This is a genomic window from Kribbella catacumbae DSM 19601 (assembly GCF_000372465.1).
In the GTDB taxonomy this organism is placed as follows: Bacteria; Actinomycetota; Actinomycetes; order Propionibacteriales; family Kribbellaceae; genus Kribbella; species Kribbella catacumbae.
Window position 1 is genome coordinate 1 of record NZ_AQUZ01000132.1, and the last position, 1,589, is coordinate 1,589.

The window sequence follows — 1,589 nt, forward strand, 5'->3', positions numbered from 1 at the left end:
CCGGACTCTCGGCCGCCGACGCGACCGACCTGCAGACCCACCTCGAAGCCGCTTCTGCCGGCCTGCTCGCCGCACGCCAGCTCGTGTGGACGGCGGCCGAGAATGCCTGACGCCTCGACCTTCTCCTCTGTCGGCATCACGCTCGTGTTTACGCACGCCGTCGCCGACCACTGGGTGCAGACTCACGGCCAGGCCATGGGCAAGGGAGCACACACCCACACCGGCGTACGCGAATGCGCCACTCACGTCGCGACCTACACCGCAGCAACTGCGCTCGCCGTGCTGGTGGTCTGGCAGACGTTCGACCTCGCCATCACCCCGGTCGGCTTCGTCGTCGGCCAGATGGTGTCCGCAGTGACGCACTACTGGGCCGACCGCCGGTACACCCTGGCTGCCCTCGCCCGCTCGATCGGCAAGGAGGACTACTACAACTCCCCCGGTGGTGCGTACCAGCTCGACCAGGCCTGGCACTTTGGCTGGCTCGGTGTCGCGACGTACCTCACCGCAGTGATCGGGGTCAGCTGATGTGCGAGACCGGCAAGCGGATGGTTTGGGATGGGTGGATCGACTGATGCCCGCGAACGGAACGTGCGACCTGTGCGGCGCCGAGATCCTGTGGGCGCGCAGCACCAAGACCGGCAAGCCCATGCCACTCGACCCGGAGCCGTGCGCTGACGGCAACCTCGCGATCTACAGGGACCACACTGGCCGGATCAACGCCCGCCCGCTGAAGGCCGGCGAGAAGCCTGAGCACATCGAGAAGCTGGGCAAGGCGCACTTCGCGACCTGCCCCAAGTACCCGGCGTTCATCGCAGCGAGGCAGCAGCGCGCCAAGCAGGCAGCTGCAGCGAGGGCACCGAAGCCCACCGAGCCGGCTCCGGCGAACGTCACCAACCTGACCACCTTCCGGCGCCGCAAGGCCGCCCAGCAGCCAAGAGGAACCACGCTGTGACGATCCTGCAGCGCCACCGCCGCCGACACACGGACCAGCACGCCCAGCCGAAGACACTCGGCGAGCTGGACCAGGCCGACGGCCGGTGGATCACCATTGCCGAGAACGGCACCCAGTACGCCGGGCACCTGCTCGAGGTCCGGCACGAGACGGCCCGCACCTTCGTGCTCCTGCGCCGGTTCAAGGGCGAGACCCCGGAGGACACGCGCCGCGGCTTCCGCTCCGACACCCCGATAGAGGTGGCACGGTGAGCAGCATCCTCGACGCAGGAACTCCTGAGGAGATGCGGGAGCGGGCGCTCCGCGCGCTCGACTCTGCAGGGCTCAGGCGGCGAATGGCTGCCCGGCTCGTCAGGGGAGCTGAGCAGTCCGAAGCCGAGGCCCGCCGCTGGGCGCGCCTCGCGGACGAACGAGAGAGGGAGGAGAGCAAGGGATGACTCAGCTCGACGTGTACGGCCTGACGGGTGAGACCCGCCCGGCGGTGTTCGACCCGGCCGCCGAGCGGGTCCGGGTCCTGGTGGCCGCGTGGCTCCTCTCGAAGAAGAACGAGAACACCAGGAAGGCGTACCGGCGCGACGTCATGGCCTGGATCGGCTGGTGCGAGGAGAACGAGATCGATCCGCTGAACGTGCGGCGGG

Annotated in this window: 5 protein-coding genes; all 5 read left to right on the top strand. The window is 69.0% G+C overall.

What is annotated here, in order from left to right; all coding sequences use genetic code 11:
- Positions 1 to 102 precede the first annotated feature (102 nt).
- A complete protein-coding gene (locus A3ES_RS0145495; RefSeq protein ID WP_020393476.1) occupies positions 103 to 525 on the top strand; it encodes a DUF3307 domain-containing protein in 423 nt (140 codons plus the stop codon).
- Between the two features lie 46 nt (positions 526 to 571).
- Entirely contained in the window at positions 572 to 952 is a 381-nt protein-coding gene (locus A3ES_RS0145500; RefSeq protein ID WP_020393477.1) for a hypothetical protein, read from the top strand.
- Positions 949 to 1,203 carry a hypothetical protein gene (locus A3ES_RS0145505; protein ID WP_020393478.1) on the top strand — a complete coding sequence of 85 codons (255 nt, stop codon included), beginning with the start codon at positions 949 to 951 and terminating at the stop codon, positions 1,201 to 1,203. Before A3ES_RS0145500 ends, A3ES_RS0145505 begins: the two co-directional genes overlap by 4 nt.
- Positions 1,200 to 1,388, top strand: coding sequence for a hypothetical protein (locus A3ES_RS0145510; RefSeq protein WP_020393479.1), 189 nt, complete (start codon positions 1,200 to 1,202; stop codon positions 1,386 to 1,388). Before A3ES_RS0145505 ends, A3ES_RS0145510 begins: the two co-directional genes overlap by 4 nt.
- Positions 1,385 to 1,589, top strand: a 205-nt coding sequence (locus A3ES_RS50815; protein ID WP_040457290.1) for a hypothetical protein, incomplete at its 3' end; no start/stop codon positions are given. The genes A3ES_RS0145510 and A3ES_RS50815, both read left to right, overlap by 4 nt.